Source organism: Streptomyces liliiviolaceus, assembly GCF_018070025.1.
GTDB lineage: Bacteria > Actinomycetota > Actinomycetes > Streptomycetales > Streptomycetaceae > Streptomyces > Streptomyces liliiviolaceus.
The window spans coordinates 6,858,059-6,876,436 of the sequence record NZ_JAGPYQ010000001.1; the positions used below are offsets into that span (position 1 = coordinate 6,858,059).

The following is an 18,378-nucleotide window of genomic DNA, read 5'->3' on the forward strand; positions in this document are numbered from 1 at the left end:
ACGCCCCTCCCGACGGCTTCCTCGCCACCGGCCCCATGTATCACTCGAACACCGGCGAGCATAGCGGTGGGAACCGACGTCGGAACGACGGCTCGGAGAAGTGGGCCGCGGGGCGGCCGGACCGGACCCGGACCGCGTCGCGGGGGCGGAACCACAAGGCCACCGGGCGTGTCGCACCCACCACACTGCGGTGCTGGGAACAGGGCGCGACATGGGTCCCATCAGCCTTCTTTTACCGCTATCCACGACACGTCTACGGGACAGGTTCCGGGACAACGCTCCTCTCGGTGTGGGACGTGCGGTAGCGGAAGATGATGTTCCTGGTGGGGTGATCCCTCGCCGGGAACATTCCGTCCGCACATGACCGAAGGGACTGAAGACATGCTGGTGGACCTCATCGAGACCCCCGAGCTGGCTCCGCAGACGTACCTCGACGACGAGTCGCCGCTGGTGGCCGTCGACGCACCGGAGGAGCGCGCCTGGCTCCCGTCGTACCAGGCGGTCCGCGCCGCCTGACGTTCGACGCGTTCGGTCGGCACCGGATCCGTGGCGGGTCCGGTGCCGGTCGTCCCAGGTTCCACGTCCGTCATCTCGCCCGCGCCCCCGAAGGACGGTCCGTCGTTGTCCTCCTCGCTCTCCGCCGCCCAGCCGGCCGCACCCTCCACCGACCGGCCGGGTTCGCCGGCCCCCGCCGGACCGGTCGCCGGTGAACCGAGCGCCTCCGGACCGGTCGCTTCCGGACCGGTCGCCGACCGGGTGGCGCAGGCCGACACCCTGCTCTGTGCCGATCGGCAGTTCGGCGACTCCCCGGCCATCGGTGAACGCAACCTCGCCCGGTTCCGGCTGGGCCTCACGATGCTGGCGCGGCATGACGGCGAGGCCGCGGACGTGCTGCGGGAGACGGCCGCCGCGTCCGACGAACGTCTGCGACCCCTGCTGTACGACCCCGTGCTGCGCAACTGCTTCGAGGTCGACCTCGCGCTCCTGGACAGCGACCGCTTCGAACACAGCTCGTTCGGGGCGTACGTACGCGGCCACCTGGCCACCGGTGCGGCGGCGGACGCCCCTGCCACCACGGACGCGGCGCCCTCCGCAGGTTCCCTCGCAGGTCCGTCCGCGGGTCCCTCCGAAGCCCTCATGCGTCCGCACCGGCCCGCCTGGCCGGCTCTCGGGGACACCTGGGTGCTGGCCGAACCCGCACCACGGGGTGACGCGCAGAAGCTGCTGGCCGAGCGCCTCATGGAGCTGTACCGGGACGCGCTCGGCGACGGCCGGGCAGCGGGCCCCGTCGATCCGACGGACACGACGCTCGCCGTCCTGCGGGAGGGCGCGGAACTCCTCGCCACGCTGCTGCCCGCCGCCGGAGCCGGTGTGCTCGGGCACGTCAGCGTGGTCGGCTTCACCAGCCGGGAGAGCGAGGAAGGTCCCCTGCAGTCCATGTCGGGCGGCGACCCGCTCCCCTCGACCGTGCTGCTCGCGCCGGAACGCTGCACGTCTCCGTGGCTCGCGGCGGAGAGCCTGTTGCACGAGGGCGCCCACCTGAAGCTCTTCGACGCGCTCCGTGCGGGTTCCGTGGTCAGGAACGCCACCGAGCAGGTCCCCATCCCGTGGCGGATCGGCTCCTGGACGGTCATCCGGGTGTTCGTCGCCCTCCACTTCTACGTGCACCTGCTGGTCTTCCGGGCCGCGGCCGACGCGGCGGGCGAAGAGGTCCGTGAGCGGTTCGGTCCGCCCCCGCCCGCCGAGGACCTCGACGAGCCGAGCCCGGGTACCCCCGCCGCCCTGAACGGCGAGTACCGCACCAGTGCGGAGAGGGCCCGCTATCTCGCCGAATGCGTACTGTCGCTGCCGGACGAGGCCCTCACCGAGCACGGGCACCGGTTCGCCCGCTGGCTCCTCACCGCGCTGCGTCTGGTGGACGAGGACGCGCCGCAGCCGCGTGAGCGGGCGGCGACGACTCGGCCCGCCGAACCGGGGCCTTCTCAGCAGGACGGCCCCACGGGCGCCCTGCGGCGCGTCACGCCGGTGGACGCGTGCGCCCTGCCCGGCCTCGGGCAACTGGTCGTCAGCCCTGCGCGGTCGGCCCGGATGCACTGGCTGAACGCGCGCTCCTGGACCGTCTACTCCTTGTGCGACGGACGTGACCTCGGCTCGCTGCACACGGCCTACGCGCGGGCGGCGGGTCTCACGCCCGGTTCGGAGGAGGTCGGCCGGCAGGTCGGCGACAGTCTGCGCCTGCTCGTGACTTCCGGCCTGGTCAGCCAGGACGGGTGACACCTACGCACCCGCGGAGCCCGTGTCCGGATAGGCCGTCTCCAGTCCGGTCAGCCGGGCGGACACGATGGCCTCCAGCCGGTTCGACACGTTGATCTTCGGCAGGATGGCGGAGACGTAGTTGCGTACGGTCTTCTCCGATATGAACAGCTCCTGGGCTATCCGACGGTTTCCGTGGCCCAGGGAGACCAGTCGCAGCACTTCCCGTTCCCGGTTCGTGAGGGCCGGGAACGGGAGCGGTTCGTCGGCCTCCGCCAGACGCTTCAGCAGGGCGAAGAGCTCGCTGCCGGGCCGGGGGCCCAACGTCACGTACCCGCGTCGCACGGCTCGTACGGTACGCAGCAGGTCCGCCGTCTCCGTGTTCTTGAGCAGGTAGCCCGTGGCCCCTGCCATCAGCGCGGTCAGCAGCAACTTGTCGTCGTCGTGGTCCGGGGAGACCATGGCGACCAGCTGCGGGGGCGGGCTCTGCCGGCGCAGCTGCTGAAGCAGCCCGATTCCGGCGTGGGCCGGCAGGTCGAGGTCGACGAGGACCACGTCGGGCTTCTCCTCCCGGACCGCCCGGACGCCGGCGTGCGGATCGTGGGTCCCCGCGACAACGCCGATCCCGCCGTCCTCAAGCGCGGAACGCAAGCCGCTCAGGACCAGGGGAATGCTCTCTATCAACACCACTGACGTACCGGCGTCGTGGACCTCTTCGGCCATTCTCGTTCTTCCTCACACCCGGACTGGCGTGAGGCGTTACGGAGCGCTACCTCACGCCGTCATGATCAGCGTCCGGTTGCAGCGTAGAACTCCGCTAGCACGACGGGCTGTTGCGCCGCGACGGCAGCTGTGAGGACTCCGGGAAATCACTCGGTCCGGCAGGCGGGCCGTGGAGGCGGCATACGAAAAGGGCCACGACCCTCAGGTCGTAGCCCTCATCCGCGTACCGCTGTAGTGAGTGTCCGAGGGGGGACTTGAACCCCCACGCCCGATAAAGGGCACTAGCACCTCAAGCTAGCGCGTCTGCCATTCCGCCACCCGGACCAGGTGTCTGCCGCCTGGACGGGGGTGTTCCCCGCGGCGACATGGACAACAATACCAAGCTTTCGGAGTGGCTTTCACCTGCGTTTCCGCGCCCCGGCGGGGTGCCGCTCGGGGCGCGGACGACGCTCTACGGCCTCACTCTGAGTGATCGAAAAGCTACGGGCCGGGTGGAGGTGGTCACGACATCAGCGGGTCACGGCATCAGGTGGTAGTCCGGGAAGTTCCCCGGCAGCCGCTCCCCCGCCGGCCCGTGCGTGACCGCGCGCACCAGCAGTTCGCCGCCCACGAACGCGCCGCGCCAGGACGCGCCGAAGCCGCCGAACAGCTCGTCGCGGTCGCCCCGGGAGCGCGGTTTCCCGTGGCCGACCTTGAAGGCCCGGATCTGCGGGGCCAGCCGCTCGTACGTGACCTCGTCGTCGGTGGACAGGGTCGCGACCAGCGCGCCGTTCGACGCGTTCATCGCGGCCAGCAGTTCCGCCTCCGTGTCGACCAGGACGATCGTGTCGACCGGACCGAAGGGTTCCGCGTGGTGGAGCGGGGAGGAGGGGGGCGGATTCAGGATCGTGACCGGCTGGACGTACGCCGAGGTGTCCTGGCCGGGCAGGAAGCGGGCGTCGGTGAGCTTGCCGCGGTGCAGGGGGACGGCGCCGCGGTCGATGGCCTCGGCGACCTGGTCGTGCAGTTCCTTCGCCTTGGCCGCGTTGATCACCGGCCCGAAGTCCAGGCGCGGGTACGGGTCGTCGGGGTGCTCGACGGCCAGCGGGTGACCGACGCGGAGGGTGTCGACCGCCGGGAGGTACGCCGCGAGGAACTCGTCGAACAGCTCACGCTGGACGACGAAGCGCGGATAGGCCGTGCAGCGCTGCTTGCCGTAGTCGAAGAGCTTCGGAATGACGGCCGTCAGCGCGTCCCAGTCGGTGTGGTTCCAGATGCCCCAGGTGTTCAGTCCCTCCTGTTCGAGTACGTGTCGCTTGCCCAGGTCGGCGACGGCCGTGGCCACCGCGGCGCCCGTGTCCCGGCCGCCGACGAAGGAGACGCAGCCGATCTCGGGCGCGCGCACGAGCGCCTGGGACAGTTCGCCTCCGCTGCCGCTGACGAGGGTGACGGGTATCCCCTCGCGGGCGGCGAGCGCGCAGGCCAGGGTGAGGCATGCGACGCCGCCGTCGGTCGGGGTCTTGGCGATGACCGCGTTGCCCGCCAGTGCCTGTACCAGCATTGCGTGAACGAGCACGCTCATCGGGTAGTTCCAGCTCGCGATGTTGGACACGGGTCCGTCCAGCGGGGTCCGGTCCGCGAGCATGGGTTCGATTCCGTCGACGTACCAGCGCACGCCGTCGATGGCGCGGTCGACGTCGGCCTGCGCGAGCCGCCAGGGCTTGCCGATCTCCCAGACGAGGAGGAGGGCGAGCAGCTCCCGGTGCTGGGTGAGGGCGTCGAGGGTGGCCGCGACGCGCGCCCGGCGTTCTTCGAGGGGTACGTGACGCCAGGCGCGGTGGTGGTCGAGGGCGGCGCGGACGGCCTGGTGGGCCGTGGCTCCGTCCAGTCGCGGCGGGCCGGCGATGGGGCTGCCGTCGACGGGGCTGGTGGCGGGCAGTGCCCGGCCGTCCGCCTGCCAGGCGGCGCCCCAGAGGTTGCGGACGCGGTCGTCCTGGAAGGCCTCGGGTGCCACGGCGAGACAGCGCTGCCAGGCGTCGGTCCAGGAGGTGTGGGATTTGAGGGTGAGGGTGGGCGGGGGCGTGGGGTCGGGTGTGAGGGTGGGTGCCATTCGGTTGCTCCGCTCTCGGTGCACAGTCGGGGGCGGTCGTTCATGGCTGGTCCATGGCTGGTCGGCTGGCCCATGGCTGGTCCCGCGTGCGCGGGCACCGGCGGTGCGTGCTCGGCACGGGGACGGTAGGCGTCGTACGTTGATCGTCATGCGTCGTACGTTGATCGTCATGCGTCGCGCATCGCGCATCGCGCGGGAACTTCGTACCGGTGACGCTAGCGACGCGTCACGGCGTCCGTAAGTGACGCCAGGTCAACTATGAGTGACATCACGTTCCGCTTCGAGATGCTTCGAGGCGGGCCAGTACCAGCCGGGCCGTCTCGGTCGGGGTGTCGCCCACCTGGACGCCGGCCGCTTCCAGGGCCTCCTTCTTCGCCCGGGCCGTGCCGGAGGAGCCGGACACGATGGCGCCGGCGTGACCCATCGTCTTGCCCTCGGGAGCGGTGAAGCCGGCGATGTAGCCGACGACGGGTTTGGTGACGTGGTCGCGGACGTACGCGGCCGCGCGTTCCTCGGCGTCGCCGCCGATCTCCCCGATGAGGACGATGAGTTCGGTGTCGGGGTCGTCCTGGAAGGCGGCGAGGCAGTCGATGTGGGTGGTGCCGACGACGGGGTCGCCGCCGATGCCGACACAGGTGGAGAAGCCGATGTCCCGCAGCTCGTACATGAGTTGGTAGGTGAGCGTGCCGGACTTGGAGACCAGGCCGATACGGCCGGGCTTGGTGATGTCGGCGGGGATGATGCCCGCGTTGGCCTGGCCGGGGGTGATCAGACCGGGGCAGTTGGGGCCGACGATCCGGGTCCCCTTCTCCTTCGCATACGTCGTGAAGGCGACCGAGTCGTGGACCGGGATGCCCTCCGTGATGACGACGGCGAGGCCGATGCCGGCGTCGGCCGCCTCGACGACCGCCGCTTTGGCGAAGGCCGGCGGGACGAAGACGATGCTGACGTCGGCGCCGGTCGCCTCGATGCCTTCGCGTACGGAGCCGAAGACGGGGACGGCGCGGTCGTCGAAGTCGACGCTGCGGCCGGCCTTGCGCGGGTTGACGCCGCCGACGACGTCGGTTCCCGCGGCGAGCATGCGCCGGGTGTGCTTCATGCCCTCGCCGCCGGTCATTCCCTGGACGAGGACCTTGCTCTCTTTGGTGAGGTAGATGGCCATGTCCCGCTCCTTCAGGCTGCGTTGGCGAGTTGGGCGGCGCGGCGCGCGGCGCCGTCCATGGTGGTGGCCTGCTGGACCAGGGGGTGCGCGCGGCCGTCGAGGATCGCTCGGCCCCGTACGGCGTTGTTGCCGTCGAGGCGGACGACCAGTGGTTTGGTCAAGTGGACGGTTTCCAGGGCCTGCACGATGCCGTCGGCTACCGCGTCGCAGGCGGTGATGCCGCCGAAGACGTTGACGAAGACCGACTTGACGGCCGGGTCGGAGAGGATGACGGAGAGGCCGTCGGCCATGATCTGGGCGGAGGCGCCGCCGCCGATGTCGAGGAAGTTGGCGGGGCGGGCGCCGCAGCCCGCGACCACGTCGAGGGTAGACATGACGAGGCCCGCGCCGTTTCCGATGATGCCGACCTCGCCGTCCAGCTTCACGTAGTTGAGGCCCTTGGCCGCGGCGGCCGCCTCCAGCGGATCGTCGTGCGCTGCTTCCTGGCCGCCCCAACGCGACTGCCGGAAGCGCGCGTTGTCGTCGAGGGTGACCTTTCCGTCGAGGGCGAGGATCTGCCCCTGCGCGGTACGGACGAGGGGGTTGACCTCGACGAGGACGGCGTCCTCGCGGACGAGTACGTCCCAGAGCCTGACCAGGACGTCGACGGTCTGCGGCGGCAGACCCGCGGCCTCGGCGATCTCGGCGGCCTTCGCCGAGGTGACGCCCTCGGCCGGGTCGACGTGGATCCGCGCCACCGCGTCGGGGCGGGTGGCGGCGACCTCCTCGATGTCTATGCCGCCCTCGGCCGAGGCGATCGCGAGGAACCGGCCGGCCGCGCGGTCGAGTACGTAACTGACGTAGAACTCGGCCTCGATGTCGACCGGTTGGGCCAGCATCACCTTGCCGACCGTGTGGCCCTTGATGTCCATACCAAGGATCTGGCGTGCCGTCAGTTCGGTGGCGGCCGGGTCGGCGGCAAGTTTCACGCCGCCCGCCTTGCCCCGTCCACCGGTCTTCACCTGCGCCTTCACGACGACGCGGCCGCCGAGCCTGCGGGCGATCTCGCGTGCCTCCTTGGGCGAGTCGGTGACCTCCGCCCTCGGCACCAAGATGCCGTGTTCTTCGAAGAGTTCCCTTGCCTGGTGCTCGAACAGGTCCATCTCGGCTCCCTCTTAAAAGTGCCGCACGCCCCCTGGACACCACCCACCGGATGCGGGATAACAAGCTTCATACAGTATTCGTCGACTGTATGCAATGTACCGCGACGGCATCCACGAACAGTGCGCGCACCCCGTATGAGCTGCGTTTCCGCGCGCCCAATCCCCTACGAAGGGACAGGACTTCGCCATGCCCGACGACAACAGCCAGAACCTCATCTCCGGTGGGCACCTGGTCGCCAAGGCACTCAAAGCGGAGGGTGTGGAGGTCATCTACACCCTCTGTGGCGGCCACATCATCGATATCTACGACGGCTGCGTCGACGAAGGCATCGAGGTTGTCGACGTACGCCACGAGCAGGTCGCCGCCCACGCCGCCGACGGTTACGCACGCATCACCGGCAAGCCCGGCTGCGCCGTCGTCACCGCCGGCCCCGGCACGACCGACGCCGTGACGGGCGTCGCCAACGCCTTCCGCGCGGAGTCCCCCATGCTGCTGATCGGCGGTCAGGGGGCCCACACCCAGCACAAGATGGGGTCCCTGCAGGACCTGCCGCACGTCGACATGATGACGCCGATCACCAAGTTCGCCGCGACCGTGCCGGACACCGCGCGGGCCGCCGACATGGTGTCCATGGCGTTCCGCGAGTGCTACCACGGGGCGCCCGGACCCTCCTTCCTGGAGATCCCGCGCGATGTCCTGGACGCCAAGGTGCCGGTGGAGAAGGCCCGGGTGCCCGCCGCCGGGCAGTACCGGGCCTCGACCCGCTCGGCCGGTGACCCCGAGGCCGTCGAGAAGCTCGCCGACCTCCTCGTGCACGCCGAGAAGCCGGCGATCCTGCTGGGCAGCCAGGTGTGGACGACCCGGGGCACCGAGTCCGCCATCGACCTCGTACGCACCCTCAACATCCCCGCCTACATGAACGGCGCCGGACGCGGCACGCTGCCGCCGGGAGACCCGCACCACTTCCAGCTCTCCCGCAGGTACGCCTTCTCCAACGCCGACGTCATCGTCATCGTCGGTACGCCCTTCGACTTCCGCATGGGCTACGGCAAGCGGCTGTCGCAGGACGCGACCGTCGTGCAGATCGACCTCGACTACCGGACCGTCGGCAAGAACCGGGACATCGACCTCGGCATCGTCGGGGACCCGGGGCTCGTCCTGAAGTCGGTCGCGGAGGCCGCCTCCGGGCGCCTCAACGGAGGCGCGTCGAAGCGCAAGGAATGGCTCGACGAACTGCGCGCCGCCGAGCAGACCGCCATCGAGAAGCGGCTGCCGAGCCTGAAGTCCGACGCCTCGCCGATCCACCCGTACCGGCTGGTCAGCGAGATCAACGACTTCCTGACCGAGGACTCCATCTACATCGGGGACGGCGGCGACATCGTCACCTTCTCCGGGCAGGTCGTGCAGCCCAAGTCACCCGGGCACTGGATGGACCCGGGCCCGCTCGGCACGCTCGGCGTCGGCATCCCCTTCGTGCTGGCCGCCAAGAAGGCGCGGCCCGACAAGGAGGTCGTCGCCCTCTTCGGGGACGGCGCGTTCTCCCTCACCGGCTGGGACTTCGAGACCCTCGTCCGCTACGACCTCCCCTTCGTCGGCATCGTCGGCAACAACTCCTCCATGAACCAGATCCGCTACGGCCAGGCCGCCAAGTACGGCCTGGAGCGCGAGCGCGTCGGCAACACCCTCGGCGACGTCCACTACGACAAGTTCGCCCAGATGCTGGGCGGTTACGGCGAGGAGGTCCGCGACCCCGCCGACATCGGCCCCGCCCTGCGGCGCGCCCGCGAGTCGGGCAAGCCGTCACTCATCAACGTCTGGGTCGACCCGGACGCGTACGCCCCCGGAACCATGAACCAGACGATGTACAAGTGAGGTGGAACCGTTGACCACAACGACAGCGACGACGCCCACGGCTACGCCGGCGGCCTCGGCCAAGGCCCTCCAAGGCGTCCGTGTCCTCGACATGACGCACGTCCAGTCCGGTCCCTCCGCCACCCAGCTGCTCGCCTGGCTCGGCGCGGACGTCGTCAAACTGGAGGCGCCGACCGGAGACATCACGCGCAAGCAGCTGCGCGACCTCCCCGACGTCGACTCCCTCTACTTCACGATGCTCAACTGCAACAAGCGGAGCATCACTCTCAACACCAAGACCGAGCGCGGCAAGGAGATCCTCACCGAGCTGATCCGGCGCTCGGACGTCATGGTCGAGAACTTCGGACCGGGCGCGGTCGACCGCATGGGCTTCACCTGGGACCGTATCCAGGAGATCAATCCGCGGATCGTCTATGCCTCCATCAAGGGGTTCGGGGACGGCCCGTACACCAACTTCAAGGCGTACGAGGTCGTCGCCCAGGCCATGGGCGGGTCGATGTCGACCACCGGTTTCGAGGACGGGCCGCCGCTGGCGACGGGAGCCCAGATCGGTGACTCGGGCACGGGCATCCACGCGGTGGCCGCGATCCTCGCCGCCCTGTTCCAGCGGGAGAACACGGGGCGCGGGCAGCGGGTGAACGTGGCCATGCAGCACGCGGTACTGAATCTGTGCCGGGTGAAACTGCGGGACCAGCAGCGCCTCGGGCATGGGCCGCTGGCCGAATATCCCAACGACGACTTCGGCGACGAAGTTCCCAGGTCCGGAAACGCGTCCGGCGGCGGCCAGCCCGGCTGGGCCGTCAAGTGCGCGCCGGGCGGTCCCAACGACTACGTGTACGTCATCGTGCAGCCCGTCGGCTGGAAGCCGCTCTCCGAGCTGATCGGGCGGCCCGAGCTGGCGGACGACCCCGAGTGGGCGACCCCGGAGGCCCGCCTGCCGCAGCTCACCAAGATGTTCCAGCTGATCGAGGAGTGGTCGTCCACGCTCCCCAAGTGGCAGGTGCTGGAGAAGCTCAACGCCCACAACATCCCGTGCGGCCCGATCCTCTCCACCAAGGAGATCATCGAGGACGAGTCGCTGGTCGCCAACGAGATGGTCGTGACGGTGCCGCACCCCGAGCGGGGCGACTTCGTGACCGTGGGCAGCCCCCTCAAGCTCTCCGACTCCCCCGTGGACGTGACCAGTTCGCCGCTGCTCGGCGAGCACAACGAAGAGGTGTACGTCGGCGAGCTCGGGCTCGGCGACGAGGAGCTGCGCCTGCTCAAGTCGAACGGAGTGATCTGATTGATGGCCGAAGACCGGGTGCTGAGGGTACGCAGGCTCCTCGACGCCGTGCGGGCCTCAGGACGGACGGCGCTGACCGCCCCCGAGGGCAAGGTGGTCGCCGACGCGTACGCGATCGCCGTTCCGGGTGAGGAGCTGGCGACCGACGTCGACGAGGCGGTCGCGTACGCGGCGCGCTTCGGCGGTCCCGTCGTGATGAAGATCGTGTCTCCGGACATCCTCCACAAGACCGACGCGGGCGGCGTGATCGTCGGCGTGGAGGGCGCGGCGGACGTACGCGCCGCCTTCCACAAGATCGTCGAGAGCGCCCGGGCGTACGACGCGCAGGCCCGCATCGAGGGCGTGCAGGTGCAGGAACTGCTGCCCCAGGGGCAGGAGGTGATCGTCGGCGCGGTGACCGATCCGACGTTCGGGAAGGTCGTGGCGTTCGGGCTCGGCGGTGTGCTGGTCGAGGTCCTGAAGGACGTCACGTTCCGGCTGGCGCCCGTCGACGCGGACGAGGCGCTGTCGATGCTGGACTCGATCCGGGCCGCGGAGATTCTGCGCGGGGTGCGGGGCGCACCGGCGGTGGACCGGTGGGCGGTCGCCGAGCAGATCCGCCGGGTCTCCGAACTGGTCTCGGACTTCCCCGAGATCGCGGAGGTGGACCTGAACCCGGTGATCGCCACCCCGGAGGGCGCGATGGCCGCCGACATCCGGGTCATCCTCGCCGAGTCGGTGCCCAAGCCCCGCCGCACCTACGGCCGCGACGAGATCCTCACCTCGATGCGCCGGTTGATGCAACCGTCGTCGGTGGCCGTGATCGGCGCCTCCAACGAACAGGGCAAGATCGGCAATTCGGTCATGCGCAACCTCATCGACGGCGGTTTCTCCGGGGAGATCCATCCGGTGAACCCCCGGGCCGATGACATTCTCGGCCGCAAGGCGTACAAGAGTGTCACCGACGTTCCCGGTGAGGTGGATGTGGCGGTCTTCGCCATCCCGGCCAAGTTCGTGGCCTCGGCCCTGGAGGAGGTGGGACGCAAGGGGATCCCCAACGCCGTACTGATCCCCTCCGGCTTCGCGGAGACCGGTGAGCAGGGACTCCAGGACGACATCGTCGCCATCGGCGAGCGGTACGGCGTGCGGCTCCTCGGGCCGAACATCTACGGCTACTACTCGACGTGGCAGGACCTGTGCGCCACGTTCTGCACACCGTACGACGTGAAGGGCGGTGTCGCGCTCACCTCGCAGTCCGGTGGCATAGGGATGGCCATTCTGGGCTTCGCACGCACCACGAAGACGGGTGTTTCCGCGATCGTGGGGCTCGGCAACAAGTCGGACCTCGACGAGGACGACCTGCTGACCTGGTTCGGCGAAGACCCCAACACCAAGTGCATCGCCATGCACCTGGAGGACCTCAAGGACGGGCGGGCCTTCGTGGAGGCCGCGCGGGCGACCGTCCACAAGAAGCCGGTGGTCGTCCTGAAGGCGGGCCGTACGGCGGCCGGGGCGAAGGCCGCGGGCTCGCACACGGGCGCCCTCGCGGGCGACGACGCCGTGTACGAGGACATCCTGAAGCAGGCCGGTGTCATCAGGGCGCCCGGCCTGAACGAAATGCTGGAGTACGCGCGCGCGTTGCCGGTGCTGCCCACTCCTCGGGGCGACAACATCGTGATCATCACGGGCGCCGGCGGCAGTGGCGTACTGCTGTCCGACGCGGTGACCGACAACGGCCTCTCCCTCATGGAGATCCCGCCGGACCTGGACGCGTCCTTCAGGAAGTTCATCCCGCCCTTCGGGGCCGCAGGCAACCCGGTGGACATCACGGGCGGCGAGCCGCCGTCGACGTACGAGGCGACGATCAGGCTCGGTCTGGAGGACCCGCGGATCCATTCGCTGGTCCTCGGCTACTGGCACACCATCGTGACCCCTCCCATGGTCTTCGCCGAGCTCACCGCGCGCGTGGTGGCCGAATTCAGGGAGCGCGGGATCGAGAAGCCCGTCGTGGCGTCGCTCGCGGGCGACGTCGAGGTCGAGGAGGCCTGCCAGTACCTCTACGAACACGGGGTCGTGGCCTACCCGTACACGACCGAGAAGCCGGTGGCGGTGCTCGGTGCGAAGTACCGCTGGGCGCGGGCCGCGGGGCTGTTGGGGGGCGGTTCATGACCTGACCCGGTGCAGGGGCGGGCCGACGGTGCGCGTCGGCCCGCCCCGGGACCCGTGCGCACACGAAAGGCATTGGACAGGGGGCGCTGGCCAGATCTTTCGACGCAAGGGGTGCTACGAGACATGACAACCACCGACATCACGACACCCGTCCCCTACAGGGAGGTGACGGACCGCAACGGCCGCCTTTACCGGATCGGCGAGACCGACCGGGACATCATGGGGCGACCACGCTGGACCATGGTGCTCTTCCCCTGGATGGGCATGCTCGGCATCAGCTCCTCGGAGTACGCGTTCACCTCCGCCGAGGACACCCTGCACGAGGCCCACCTGTGGAACAGTGGGCACATCTTCTGGCTGATGGGCGTCTGGATCTTCTTCCAGGCGGCCGTGGCCTTCCCGGCCGGCCAGCTGCGCGAGAGCGGACGGCTCCCCGCGCGGTACGCCATGATGCTCGGCGCGTGCGGCACACTCCTGGGCTATCTCTCCCTGGCGTTCGCACCGCATGTGATCGTGGCCTACATAGGCTTCGGCATGTTCAGCGGCATCGGCGCCGGACTTGTCTACGCGACCTGCGTGAACATGGTCGGCAAGTGGTATCCGGAGCGCAAGGGCGGCAAGACCGGCATGGTCAACGGCGGTTTCGCCTACGGTTCCGTGCCCTTCGTGTTCCTGTTCACCTCGTACATGGACCTGTCCAACTACGAGACGGTGCTGGTCTTCGTGGGCGCGATCTGCTGCACGGTCGTCGCGGTCGCCGGCTGGTTCTTCAAGGACCCGCCGAAGAACTGGTGGCCCGCGCACGTGGACCCGCTGAAGACCTCGACCGACCCGCGGGTCGTCCGGGCGCTGGCGAAGAACCCGCCGGCGGTCAAGCAGTACACACCGCGCGAGGCGGCCAGGACGCCCGTGCTGTGGATGATGTGGTTCTGCCTGCTGTGCACGGCCGGCATCAACATCTTCGGTATCGCCATGCAGGTCCCCTTCGGGAAGGAGATGGGGTTCGCCGGCGGCATCGTGGCCACCGCCATGTCTCTCAAGGCCATCGTGAACGGCACCGGGCGGGGTGTCATCGGCTGGATCTCCGACCGCTACGGACGCCGGAACACACTGGTCATCGTGTGTATCGTGCTCGGCTGCTCGCAGTTCGGCGTGTTCTTCTCCGGGAACATCGGCTCGATGCCGTTCTTCCTGGTCTGCTCGATGATCTCCGGCTTCGGCGGCGGCGCGATCTTCCCGCTGTTCGCGGCGATGACCGCGGACTACTTCGGTGAGAACAACAACGCCTCCAACTACGGCATGGTCTACAGCTCCAAGCTCATCTCCGGTCTCGTCGGCTCCGGTGTGGGAGCCGTCGTCGTGAGCGCCTGGGGCTACGGAGGCGCCTTCGCGCTGGCCGGCAGCATCGGCCTCGGCTCCGCGGTCCTGGCGCTCTTCCTCCGGGCTCCCGGCCGGCCCAGCGCCAAGAGCGTCGTACCCAACCCACACCCTATAGGTGAGGAGATGGCCTGACCGGTGTTCCCCACGCCGCATCCGTCCCCGACGTCCTGGAACCCCAAGATCCGCTTCGGTCCTTGAGAACGACGGCGGTCCTCCCCACGACAGTGTGTGGGAAGGACCGCCTGTTGTACGTCCGGGGTGCGTGCGGGGTGCGTACGGAGTGCGTGCGCGACGCTCGCAGGACGCGTGCGGGGGTACGTGCCGGAGGGGGGCGCCCCGCCCGGGTCAGCGCTTCTTGGAGCGTAGGGCCGCCAGGTTGTCGTAACTGATCTTGGCCTCGCGCAGCGACTGCGCGGGGTCGGTGGCACTGGGCGAGTTGTCGTCCTCGACCATCGGGTTGTGGTAGTTCCGCTCGCCGACCCGCGAGAAGAACGTGGTGTAGTCGATGACTCCTGTTCCGAAGGGCACCATGTCGTAGCCCATGCCGTTGGTGGTGCTCACGACACCGTCCTTGGCGTGGAACAGCGGGTAGCGCTTGTTGTGACGGGAGACGAGTCCCGCCGGGTCGAAGACCTGCTCACGGGTGGAGCCGTCGTGGGCGGTGTAGGTGTGGAACTTGTACTGGGCCACGTGCGCCCAGAAGATGTCCATCTCCAGCCAGACCAGCTTCGGGTCGGTGACCTTCAGGAAGTACTCCAGCTTGCGGATGCCGGAGCTGCGGGTGGGCCGACCCTGTGCGTCCAGCGGGCCCCCGTCGAGGAGGAAGCCGTACGCCGCGTCGTGGTTGTGCGTGTACAGCTTGATGCCCTCGCGGCGGGCGATCTTGCCCAGCGCGTTCCACTTCTCCCCCGCCACGTCCCAGTCGGCCCGGTACGAGCTGCCGGTGGGGTCGCCACCGGTGCCCATGTGGTCCATGCCGAGGATGTTGGCGATCTCCAGGTGCTTCTTGAAGGTGTCCAGATCGGCGCTGGTCAGCGGCCAGGAGGGCGGTATGAATCCGTGGTTGCCCTGGGCGCGCAGCCCGTAGTCGTCGAGCCAGGAACGCAGCAGCCGGGCGCCCGCGACGGACTCCAGGCTGGCGCCGCCCGGCGCGTTGGCGTGCTGGTTGTAGCCGGCGAACTCCACCTGGCGGTATCCGTGACGGGACAGCTGCTTGAAGACCTCACGGAAGCCGGAGGGCAGGTCCGAGGCGAGCGGGTCGCGGGCCGTGGCGTCCCGGACGGTGTAGAGGATGATGCCGCGCTTGCCCGGCGGGACGAGAACGTGACCGCGGCCGTGACCGTGGTCGTGGCCGTGGCCTCTGCCCCGGTCCTGAGCAAGGGCGGGTGAGGCTCCCAGCACCGGGGCGGCGACCGCCCCGGCGGCGACGGCGGTGCAGGTGCTGAGGAAGCGGCGGCGGTTGACGCCGAGCGTGCGACGCAGGGCGTCGCCGGATCCGGATTCGTCGTTGAACGCGGTCACGGTGTCTCTCTTTCGGTTGGTGCACGACCGTGTACGGCCGTGTGCGGGATCGGCGTCCGGCTGGGACGGTAAGCCTCTGGCCAGGGGAAATGGCGAGGGGCACGAGAGTTGTCCACAGGCCGGGCACGGTGTCGGTGCCGTGTGTTTCACTTTTCGTGTTCGCCCGTCCGGTCGGTCCCGGGTGCTGTCACCCGAGGCCGGCCAGGTCGAGCAGCAGGGATTTCACATCGGTGGCCGCGACGCGGTCGCCGACAGCGCGGGGGGTGGAGCAGATGATGAGCGGACCTTCGTCGTCGCTCAGGGGGAGGCGGCCGTGGCTGCCTCGAATAGGTGAGGGATCGAGGGGCACGACCGCCATGCGGTAGCGCATGCCGAGCTTCTTGCGGGCCAGCGCGCCCGCGGCCTTGACCTTGACGTACGGGTCGAGCGGATCCATGAAGAGCTCGACCGGGTCGTAGCCGGGTTTGCGATGGATCTCGACGAGCTGCGCGAAGTCGGGCGCGCGGGCGTCGTCGAGCCAGTAGTAGTACGTGAACCAGGCGTCCGGCTCCGCGACGGCGACCAGCTCGCCGGAGCGGGGATGGTCGAGGTGATGGGTCTTCTTGCCCTCGTCGTCGAGGAGTTGCTCGACGCCGGGCAGGTCGGCGAGCGCAGCCTTGACGGCTTCCATGTCCTCGGGACGGCGCACGTAGACATGGGCGATCTGGTGGTCGGCGACGGCGAAGGCCCGTGAGGTCATCGGGTCGAGGTACTCCATGCCGTCCTGGGTGTGCACCTCAAGCAGTCCGGCGCGGCGCAGTGCGCGGTTGATGTCGACGGGGCGGTCCGCGCGGGTGATGCCGTACTCGGACAGGGCGACGACGGTACGGCCTTCCGCGCGGGCGTCGTCGAGCAGCGGGGCCATGGCCGTGTCCAGGTCGGCGGCCGCTTTCAGGGAGCGCGGGTCGTCTGGGCCGAAGCGCTGCAGGTCGTAGTCGAGATGAGGGAGGTAGCAGAGGGTCAGGTCCGGCCGGCGGGTGGCGATGACGTGACGGGTGGCGTCGATGATCCACTGGCTGGAGACGAGGTCGGCGCCGGGGCCCCAGAAGTGGAAGAGCGGGAACGTGCCGAATTTCTCGGTGAGTTCGTCGTGCAGGGCCGGGGGCCGGGTGTAGCAGTCGGGTTCCTTGCGGCCGTCGGCGTAGTAGACCGGACGGGGGGTGATGGTGATGTCGGTGTCGGCGCCCATGGCGTACCACCAGCAGATGTTGGCGACCGTGTAGTCGGGGTGGACGCGCCGGGCGGCGTCCCAGATCTTGTCCCCGGACACCAGGCCGTTGTGCTGGCGCCACAGCAGGACGTCGCCGAGGTCGCGGAAGTACCAGCCGTTGCCGACGATGCCGTGCTCGGAGGGGTGGGTGCCGGTCAGGAACGTGGACTGGGCGGCGCAGGTGACGGCGGGCAGGACGGTCCCGAGGTGGGCCCTGGAGCCGGCCTGAGCCAGGGACTTGAGGTGGGGCATGTGATCGAGGAGCCGGGGGGTGAGGCCGACGACGTCCAGGACGAGGAGAGGAGTGGGGGAAGAAGGGCCGGCGGTGGTGGCCGGGTCGACCGGGTGCTGGGCTCGGGGTTCGGCCGGGGTTTCGGGGTTGCTCACGGCAGTTCCTTCAGGCCGAGGTCCGTCACCAGGTCGCGGGCGAGGGTGAGTTCGGCGGCGATGCCGTCGGCGAGCTGGGCCCGTGCGCGGGGGCGCAGTTCCGGCGGGAGCGCCTGCCAGGTGTAGGTCTCGACCTCAAGGTGACGGGTGAGCGGCTGCGGGCCGCCGACCAGCCGGGTCAGCGTGTCCTTGAGTACGGGCAGCGTGGAGGTGAGAGGTGCGGCGGGAGCCGCGTGCAGCGGCACGTGGAAGTGGGCGCGCCATGGGGAGGCGTCGGGCAGCGCGTCCTGCTTGATGGCCTCGCCGAGGTCGTCGGTGCCGCGGAGCCCGGCGGCGGTGAGGGTGCGGGTCTGGTGCAGGAAGCGGGGTTCGTCGAAGGCGGCGAGGGCCTCGCGGACTTCGGGGAGGTGGGGGTGTTCGGCGTGCAGGGCGGCCGACAGCTGGGACTTGACGACGGGGACGCCGGCGGCGGCCAGCCGGTCCAGGGCGGTGTGCGGATCTTCGAAGGAGGTGGCGAGGTGGCAGGTGTCGACGCAGATGCCGATGCGGTCCCGGCCGATGGCCGCGAGCGGGGCGATGGCGTCGGCCGTGGTCTCGACGGTGCAGCCCGGTTCCGGTTCCAGGCCGATGCGGATGGATCGGCCGGTCAGTTCCTCCAGCGCGTCGAGGCGTTCGGCGAGCGTGCGCAGGGCGGTGTGGGCCAGGGCGGCGCGGTCGTCGTCGTACACGGTGCGCCAGGCGAGCGGCAGGGTGGAGATGGTGCCCTCGGTGACGTCGTCGGGGAGGAGTCCGGCGAGCAGGCGGGCGAGGGCCGTCGTGTGGTCGAGGCGTTCGGGGTCGGCCCAGTCCGGCTTGTAGACACGGTACTTGACCTCCTCGGCGCCGAATCCCTCATAGGGGAAGCCGTTGAGGGTGACGACTTCGAGGCCCCGGCTGTCGAGTTCCGTGCGCAGGCCGCGCAGGGCGGACGGGTCGGTGACGAGGGCGCGGGCGGCGTCCTTGGCGAGCCACAGGCCGATGCCGAGCCGGTCGCGGCCGAGCCGCTTGCGCACAGGTTCGCAGTGGTCGCGGAGCTGGGCGCGGACCCCGGCGAGGGTTTCGGCGGGGTGGACGTTGGTGCAGTAGGCGAGGTGGACGGTGGAGCCGTCGGGGTGCCGGAAGCGCAT

The 18,378-nt window shown here is 69.7% G+C and carries 13 protein-coding genes and 1 tRNA gene; 6 read left to right on the forward strand and 8 right to left on the reverse strand.

Features of this window, described 5'->3' with window-relative positions:
• Positions 1 to 360: 360 nt before the first annotated feature.
• Together J8N05_RS29380 and J8N05_RS29385 are read left to right on the forward strand one after the other, a co-directional pair.
• The gene (locus J8N05_RS29380; protein ID WP_210888162.1) at positions 361 to 516 is read left to right on the forward strand and encodes a hypothetical protein; all 156 of its coding nucleotides are present in this window, start codon (positions 361 to 363) and stop codon (positions 514 to 516) included.
• 105 nt (positions 517 to 621) lie between these two features.
• The gene (locus tag J8N05_RS29385) at positions 622 to 2,274 is read left to right on the forward strand and encodes an aKG-HExxH-type peptide beta-hydroxylase (RefSeq protein ID WP_210888165.1); all 1,653 of its coding nucleotides are present in this window, start codon (positions 622 to 624) and stop codon (positions 2,272 to 2,274) included.
• A 3-nt stretch (positions 2,275 to 2,277) separates the two neighbouring features.
• Here the strand turns inward: J8N05_RS29385 and J8N05_RS29390 are convergent, their stop codons facing one another.
• The 5 genes from J8N05_RS29390 to sucC form a co-directional block, all read right to left on the reverse strand.
• Entirely contained in the window at positions 2,278 to 2,976 is a 699-nt protein-coding gene (locus J8N05_RS29390; protein ID WP_210888168.1) for a response regulator, read from the reverse strand.
• Positions 2,977 to 3,215: 239 nt separating this feature from the next.
• Positions 3,216 to 3,300: transfer RNA gene (locus tag J8N05_RS29395), tRNA-Leu, on the reverse strand.
• Between the two features lie 193 nt (positions 3,301 to 3,493).
• Entirely contained in the window at positions 3,494 to 5,065 is a 1,572-nt protein-coding gene (locus tag J8N05_RS29400) for an aldehyde dehydrogenase family protein (RefSeq protein ID WP_210888171.1), read from the reverse strand.
• Positions 5,066 to 5,333: 268 nt separating this feature from the next.
• On the reverse strand, positions 5,334 to 6,227 hold the full coding sequence (gene sucD, locus J8N05_RS29405; protein ID WP_210888174.1) for a succinate--CoA ligase subunit alpha: 894 nt from the start codon (positions 6,225 to 6,227) through the stop codon (positions 5,334 to 5,336).
• Positions 6,228 to 6,238: 11 nt separating this feature from the next.
• Positions 6,239 to 7,369 carry an ADP-forming succinate--CoA ligase subunit beta gene (gene sucC, locus J8N05_RS29410; protein WP_210888177.1) on the reverse strand — a complete coding sequence of 377 codons (1,131 nt, stop codon included), beginning with the start codon at positions 7,367 to 7,369 and terminating at the stop codon, positions 6,239 to 6,241.
• 187 nt (positions 7,370 to 7,556) lie between these two features.
• Here sucC and J8N05_RS29415 point away from each other — a divergent pair, with 187 nt between their 5' ends.
• From J8N05_RS29415 to J8N05_RS29430, 4 genes are all read left to right on the forward strand, one after another.
• A complete protein-coding gene (locus J8N05_RS29415; protein ID WP_210888182.1) occupies positions 7,557 to 9,242 on the forward strand; it encodes a thiamine pyrophosphate-binding protein in 1,686 nt (561 codons plus the stop codon).
• Between the two features lie 10 nt (positions 9,243 to 9,252).
• Complete coding sequence (frc, locus tag J8N05_RS29420) at positions 9,253 to 10,527, forward strand: formyl-CoA transferase (protein WP_210888184.1); 1,275 nt, start codon at positions 9,253 to 9,255, stop codon at positions 10,525 to 10,527.
• Positions 10,528 to 10,530: 3 nt separating this feature from the next.
• Entirely contained in the window at positions 10,531 to 12,675 is a 2,145-nt protein-coding gene (locus tag J8N05_RS29425) for an acetate--CoA ligase family protein (protein ID WP_210888187.1), read from the forward strand.
• A gap of 123 nt (positions 12,676 to 12,798) precedes the next feature.
• A complete protein-coding gene (locus tag J8N05_RS29430) occupies positions 12,799 to 14,187 on the forward strand; it encodes an OFA family MFS transporter (RefSeq protein WP_210888190.1) in 1,389 nt (462 codons plus the stop codon).
• A gap of 213 nt (positions 14,188 to 14,400) precedes the next feature.
• On the opposite strand, the gene J8N05_RS29435 is transcribed toward J8N05_RS29430, so the two are convergent.
• From J8N05_RS29435 to eboE, 3 genes are all read right to left on the reverse strand, one after another.
• Positions 14,401 to 15,576, reverse strand: coding sequence for a sugar phosphate isomerase/epimerase family protein (locus J8N05_RS29435; protein WP_210888193.1), 1,176 nt, complete (start codon positions 15,574 to 15,576; stop codon positions 14,401 to 14,403).
• 187 nt (positions 15,577 to 15,763) lie between these two features.
• Positions 15,764 to 17,116, reverse strand: a complete 1,353-nt coding sequence (locus J8N05_RS29440) for a nucleotide pyrophosphatase/phosphodiesterase family protein (RefSeq protein ID WP_210890477.1) — start codon at positions 17,114 to 17,116, stop codon at positions 15,764 to 15,766.
• Between the two features lie 92 nt (positions 17,117 to 17,208).
• Positions 17,209 to 18,378 carry a metabolite traffic protein EboE gene (gene eboE, locus J8N05_RS29445; RefSeq protein ID WP_210888195.1) on the reverse strand — a complete coding sequence of 390 codons (1,170 nt, stop codon included), beginning with the start codon at positions 18,376 to 18,378 and terminating at the stop codon, positions 17,209 to 17,211.